Below are 5,912 nucleotides of genomic sequence, written 5' to 3'. Positions count from 1 at the left end.
TAGGCGGTCGCCATGGTGGCTTTGCAGATTACGTGCGCGCTCATTGGTCTTGGGCCATTCCGCTACCCGAAGGTATCAACCTTGCAAAAGCAGGTCCGCTGCTTTGCGGTGGAATCACCGTTTTTAACCCCATACTCATAGCAGGTGTAAAAGCAACAGATAAAGTGGGCGTTATCGGAATTGGAGGTCTTGGCCATATGGCACTCAAATTCCTCAATAAATGGGGCTGTGAGGTGATTGCTTTTAGCTCTAACCCCAGTAAAAAAGAATCCATTTTAGCTATGGGTGCCACCAAAGTGGTAGATTCTACAAATCCTGAAGAACTGGAAAAAATCGCGGGCACCTTAAATTTTATTCTGAATACAACCAACGTAACCCTGGACTGGAATTCTTATTTGATGGCACTGGCTCCCAAAGGGAAATTTCACAATGTAGGTGCAGTCTTGGAACCTTTAGCTATTCCGGCATTTACACTACTCATGGGACAGAAATCAGTTACGGGAAGTCCCCTTGGGAGTCCGGCATTGACACGAACCATGCTTGAATTCTGCGTTCGCCATGACATTTACCCCATTACCGAAGAATTTCCTATGGCAAAGGTGAATGAAGCTTTAGCACATTTAGAATCAGGGAAAGCCCGTTACCGGATTGTATTGGAAAACTAAAAAATCAAATTAACCCTAAAAAATCAGAAACAATGAAAACAATTAAAAATCTATTAGCAACAATTATTATGATATTGGTTAGCCTTAACGCTTTTAGCCAGGAAACCATCAACAATGAAAACATGACCATCATTGACGGTCTCTACAAAGCCTTTTCCGCAGGTGATGTTCCTGCAGTACTGGGTGCAATGGATGCTAAGATTGTTTGGATGGAAGCTGAAGGCAATCCATATGCAGATGGAAACCCCTACATCGGTCCAGATGCGGTTTTGAATGGTGTTTTTGGCAGAGTGCTAGCTGATCACGAATACTTTACCTTAGAAGATATAGAACTGCACGAGATGCACAACAACAAAGTCCTCGCAACCTTGCGCTACAATGCCAAAAACAAATCCACCGGAAAAGCTTACAATGCGCAAGTTGCCCATTTGTGGACTTTAAAAGACGGCAAAATCACCGCTTTTCAGCAGTATGTGGATACTAGAAAATTGGTTGATGCTGAAACAAATTAAAATTTCATACTACAAGTAATATTAAACAATGAAAAATAAAGTCGCACTCATTACCGGAGCAAGTAGTGGCATAGGAAGAGCAACAGCAGAAGCATTCGCCGAAAAAGGTGCAAAAGTCGTTGTTGCGGCACGCCGAAAAGTAGAACTTGACAGCTTGGTCGCTTCTATTGAAGCAAAAGGCGGAAAAGCTTCGGCAATCAAAACAGACGTTTCTGATGCAAAAAGTGTGGAACATATGGTTGCACATGCTTTGAACGTATTTGGTCGATTGGATTTCGCCATCAATAATGCAGGTATTGAAGGTCAACTTAATATGATTACTGATCTTGAAGAAGACGATTGGGACCAAGTTCTTGACATCAATCTGAAAGGCGTTTTTCTCTCAATGAAATATGAGGCCAGAGCTATGTTGAAATTAGGCCATGGTGGTGCGATCGTTAATGTTGGTTCCGTCAATTCATTTCTTGGCTTTCCAACAGGGTCAGCTTATGTCGCTTCAAAACATGGGTTGATAGGCTTAACAACAAGTGTCTCTGCTGAGCTTGCACCACAAGGCATACGCGTTAACTTATTGTGTCCGGGAGCAATAGTGACTCCCATGCATCAGCGATTGCGAGGGATTGTTGGTGATGACTTGTATGATAAAAACTTGTTGCCAACGGTACATTTGAGACGTGCAGGACTCCCGGAAGAAATGGCGAAGACTATTGTATTTCTTTGTTCAGAGGAGGCAAGCTATATAACAGGAACCACACTTACAGCTGACGGTGGGCTTACTTTAACAATGTAAAATGATAATTTAAATTTCAGAGTTCCATCTCAAAAACATAGATCAAATGGAAACACTCACTTCACTCATCAGCATCAACTTAGATTATTTTACTGTGGTACTACTTGTAATCTTCTTTACTGCAGAAAACGTGTTCAACACCCAATTTAAATTTGATAAAATGGGTAAGCATTTACTGGAAAACATCGGTTTTTTAATACTCATTACTTTATTGAATTTATTTTGGGCGGGCATTATCGTGATTGCAATCGATTGGTTGCACACGCACGAAATAGGTCTGTTCCATCATTTAGACTTACCTATTTGGTTATTTCTATTGTTTAGCGTGATGCTTTTTGACATGGCAAATTATTGGTTCCATCGTATTGCCCACTACGTCCCTTTATTATGGAATTTCCACCGCGTGCATCACAGTGACAGTCGTATGGACGCTTCTTCTAACATCAGGGTGCATCCCATTGAACTAGTGTTTTATTTTGGGTCTTCAGGAGTTGTAGCCGCGGCACTTTTTGGTTTGGACACAATTGGACTTGGTTTGTTTGTTTTAATTATTATTCCCTATGTCTTTATAGATCATTGCAATATAAAATATCCTGGCTGGATTGATAAAACCTTCGGACTCATTTTTACAACACCCAACTTTCACCGCGTGCATCACGACCAGGATGAATATTACACCAACTCTAATTATGCCGATATTTTTATTCTATGGCACAGACTTTTCGGGACATTTAAATACAAACACCCGGACCAGGTCAAACTCGGTCTCAAAGAATTTGACGACCGCAAACAATCCTTTTGGTATTTGATGAAAACGCCTTTTATCAATATTAATGATCAGGATTCTTCTGAAAAATAGAAATCTAATTGAACCGAAGCTTTGTTAGTAAAAAGATATTAAATTAATAAATTAAACCACAAATGAAAACCCGTATCCAATCCATTGATTTTCTGAAAGGGTTTGTCATTGTCTTAATGGCTTTAGACCACGTGCGTGTCTATTTTCATAAAGATTATTTTTATTTTGACCCTACTGATATTGACCAAACCAATTTCTGGATCTTTTTTACGCGCTTTATTACCCATTTTTGTGCGCCGGTATTTGTGTTTCTGGCAGGTACTTCTGCCTTTTTTGTAGAACAAAAAATCGGTAAAAATGCAGTTAGTAAATGGCTTTTGAAGCGAGGGTTATGGCTCATATTTGTTGAGATTATCATCATATCCTTTGGGTGGCGGTTTCAGTTCAATTTCAATGCTATTGTTTTTCAAGTCATCTGGCTTTTAGGTGCCTCGATGCTGTTTCTGGCTTTGTTTATCCATTTCCCAAAAAAATTAATGATCCCGCTGTGTCTGCTCGTGATTTTTGGACACAATGTATTTGATGGTTTCACAGGTGGGCAATTGGGTGATTTTTGGAACCTGCTACACATTAGAGGACCTATTCCTCTCACTGAAAGTAGTAACATAATAAACGCTTATCCCCTTATACCTTGGATTTTTGTGATGCCACTCGGTTATTATCTGGGTGACTTGTATAAATCGGGGTTTGATACTGCTAAACGTCACCGTTTATTACTGGGCATCGGTTTTTCAGCAATTGTGTTGTTTTTTGTTTTGCGTTTCGCAAATGTATATGGTGATTTGGTGCCTTGGACCACATATGAAGATTTTTCAAAAACAGTCCTCTCCTTTTTTAATGTCACCAAGTACCCGCCTTCATTGTTGTTTTTATTAATCACATTGGGGCCCTCTTTAATTGTGCTTTCACTGGCTGAAAAGCTTAAAGGAAAATTATTTGATGTCATGGTACTCTTTGGCAAAGTGCCCATGTTTTTTTACATCATCCACATTTACTGGATACATCTATTGGCAGTTTTGGCGGTGTATCTAACCGGTTATGACCCAAAACTGATGATTATTGACGTGTGGATTGGCTTTGTAACAGAATTGCAGGGCTATGGCTTTTCACTGAGTGTTGTGTACCTGATATGGCTATTTGTGGTCGTAAGCTTATACCCGGTATGCAAATGGTATTGGAATTTTAAAAAGAACAATCGGCAGTACGGATGGCTAAGTTATTTATAATGACATCAGTTATGTAGAATATAAATTCATTAAAAAAGATTAAATTTAAAATCCTGAATTACAACAAAATATTTTTACACTATGAAAAATAATCACAAAAACTGGACAAAAGAAGAACTGAAAATTTATATTATGCTTTTATGCGCCAAAGCAGATGGTGAATCATCTCCTGAAGAAATTGACTTGATTCAATCAAAAACCTCTCAGGAAGTATTTGATAAAATCTATGCCGAATTTAAAGGGGACAAAAAGAAAAAAAGTTTAAAAAAAATTGATGCAGCAATCGGATATCACCATTATGGGGTCCTAGAGCTCGTTGAATTGAGAAAAGAAATTTTCAATGTTTATATGGCTGACAATGAATTTTGCAAGAAAGAAAAGTACTTAGATAACATTTTGGATAATATCATTTATTGATTTAAAAAAACTACTCGCTAATTTTCTTTGAGATAAATCCAACCAAAAAACCTTAAAAATGAAAATTAATAAACAAGAAAACCTACTTCGAACAATAGGTGTTTTTGGGCTGTCATCAAACATAGTCAATGTCATCATCGGTTCGGGTATTTTTGTGTTACCGGCCATAGTAGCTGCCGGGATGGGAGCCTCCGGTGCGTTGGCCTATTTGTTTTGCGGAATCCTGATTGCCTTGATTATGCTTTGTTTTGCCGAAGTGGGAAGCAAAATAACCACCACAGGTGGGCTTTATACCTATATTGAAACGGCTTTTGGTAACTATGCCGGCTTCCTGTCCGGAAACTTATATCTTGTTACTGTTTTAATGGCCGATGCCGCAGTTTCAAACGCATTAGTAAATATTCTCGCTGCTGCATTTCCGGTGTTTGAGCTTGAATTGGTTCGCATATCATTTCTCTTTGTTGTTTTCTTTGGCCTTGGTTTTATCAATATATGGGGCGTTAAACAAGGGGTTGGTCTGGTTAAATTCCTAGTAATTGTCAAAATCCTTCCGCTGCTTTTACTCATTGTTTTAGGACTGCCCAAAGTCTCCATGACTAATATTTCCATTGAGGCTTTACCAAGCTTTGAACAACTGGGGGCTACTTCTCTGATCCTGTTTTTTGCATTCATTGGCGGGGAAACAGGCCTGAATGTAAGTGGCGAAGTAAAAAACCCAAATAAAAACATTCCGAAATCCATTTTTGTAGGAATCAGTGCAGTACTGATTATTTATGTCCTTATACAACTCGTTGCTCAGGGAGTCCTGGGTGATACACTGGCAGACCAGAAAGCTCCCCTGGCAGAAACAGCCCGAGCCGTTTTTGGCAGTACCGGATTTTTGATTTTAACTGCAGGTGCCGCAGTTTCTATGTTTGGGTATATGAGTGGTGCCATACTGAATATGCCGCGCGTGCTTTACGCGTTGTCCAGAGACCGTGTAATACCGGTAAAGGCCTTTGGCACTATTCATTCCAAATTCAAAACACCTCACCTGGCCATTCTTGCTTATGCATTGGCGGGATTTATAGTGGCAGCTATAGGAAGCTTTGAACAACTCGCGGTGATTGCTACAGGTGGGATTTTATTACAATATTTAGGCGTTTCATTGGCGGTTATCAAATTGCGTTTTACACAAAAATCAAAACCTGGCGAATTTAAAATCCCCGGTGGCTTCACTGTACCCATACTTTCAGCGGGGATTATCATTTACTTTCTTTCAAAAATGACTGTTCCTGAAGCCATAGGGACGCTTGTTTTTACAGTCTTTTTGACGATTGTTTATTTGATAAATAAAAAAGTAACCAAACACCAGGGTGATGATTAAATTCTTTAGAAACATCCGAAAAAAAAATTATCAAGCAAAACCAAATTTATGCATAAGCTGTAATTGACAATAACAAC

General features: G+C 39.2%; 7 protein-coding genes. All 7 read left to right on the top strand.

What is annotated here, in order from left to right:
- Nucleotides 1-665: zinc-binding dehydrogenase (locus AACY61_RS07545; RefSeq protein ID WP_339610970.1), on the top strand; the 665-nt coding region annotated here is incomplete at its 5' end.
- Nucleotides 666-697: 32 nt separating this feature from the next.
- Nucleotides 698-1,177 (top strand): nuclear transport factor 2 family protein, encoded by a 480-nt coding sequence (locus AACY61_RS07540; protein WP_339610969.1) that lies wholly within the window; start codon nucleotides 698-700, stop codon nucleotides 1,175-1,177.
- Between the two features lie 28 nt (nucleotides 1,178-1,205).
- A complete protein-coding gene (locus AACY61_RS07535; RefSeq protein WP_339610968.1) occupies nucleotides 1,206-1,967 on the top strand; it encodes a glucose 1-dehydrogenase in 762 nt (253 codons plus the stop codon).
- A gap of 46 nt (nucleotides 1,968-2,013) precedes the next feature.
- On the top strand, nucleotides 2,014-2,826 hold the full coding sequence (locus AACY61_RS07530; protein ID WP_339610967.1) for a sterol desaturase family protein: 813 nt from the start codon (nucleotides 2,014-2,016) through the stop codon (nucleotides 2,824-2,826).
- A 62-nt stretch (nucleotides 2,827-2,888) separates the two neighbouring features.
- On the top strand, nucleotides 2,889-4,052 hold the full coding sequence (locus AACY61_RS07525; RefSeq protein ID WP_339610966.1) for a heparan-alpha-glucosaminide N-acetyltransferase domain-containing protein: 1,164 nt from the start codon (nucleotides 2,889-2,891) through the stop codon (nucleotides 4,050-4,052).
- 81 nt (nucleotides 4,053-4,133) lie between these two features.
- Nucleotides 4,134-4,469, top strand: a complete 336-nt coding sequence (locus AACY61_RS07520) for a hypothetical protein (protein ID WP_339610965.1) — start codon at nucleotides 4,134-4,136, stop codon at nucleotides 4,467-4,469.
- Nucleotides 4,470-4,527: 58 nt separating this feature from the next.
- Complete coding sequence (locus tag AACY61_RS07515) at nucleotides 4,528-5,835, top strand: APC family permease (protein ID WP_339610964.1); 1,308 nt, start codon at nucleotides 4,528-4,530, stop codon at nucleotides 5,833-5,835.
- Nucleotides 5,836-5,912 lie beyond the last annotated feature (77 nt).

The organism is uncultured Planktosalinus sp. (genome assembly GCF_963973675.1).
Lineage (GTDB): Bacteria > Bacteroidota > Bacteroidia > Flavobacteriales > Flavobacteriaceae > Planktosalinus.
The sequence above is the reverse complement of the archived record's forward strand: the minus strand, read 5'-3'. Positions and strand labels throughout refer to the sequence as shown.

What these genes read in the sequence shown, in the direction of transcription:
- AACY61_RS07525 (WP_339610966.1), top strand. Translation starts at nt 2,889, where the DNA reads ATGAAAACCCGTATCCAATCCATTGATTTTCTGAAAGGGTTTGTCATT.
- AACY61_RS07530 (WP_339610967.1), top strand. Translation starts at nt 2,014, where the DNA reads ATGGAAACACTCACTTCACTCATCAGCATCAACTTAGATTATTTTACT.
- AACY61_RS07515 (WP_339610964.1), top strand. Translation starts at nt 4,528, where the DNA reads ATGAAAATTAATAAACAAGAAAACCTACTTCGAACAATAGGTGTTTTT.
- AACY61_RS07540 (WP_339610969.1), top strand. Translation starts at nt 698, where the DNA reads ATGAAAACAATTAAAAATCTATTAGCAACAATTATTATGATATTGGTT.
- AACY61_RS07520 (WP_339610965.1), top strand. Translation starts at nt 4,134, where the DNA reads ATGAAAAATAATCACAAAAACTGGACAAAAGAAGAACTGAAAATTTAT.
- AACY61_RS07535 (WP_339610968.1), top strand. Translation starts at nt 1,206, where the DNA reads ATGAAAAATAAAGTCGCACTCATTACCGGAGCAAGTAGTGGCATAGGA.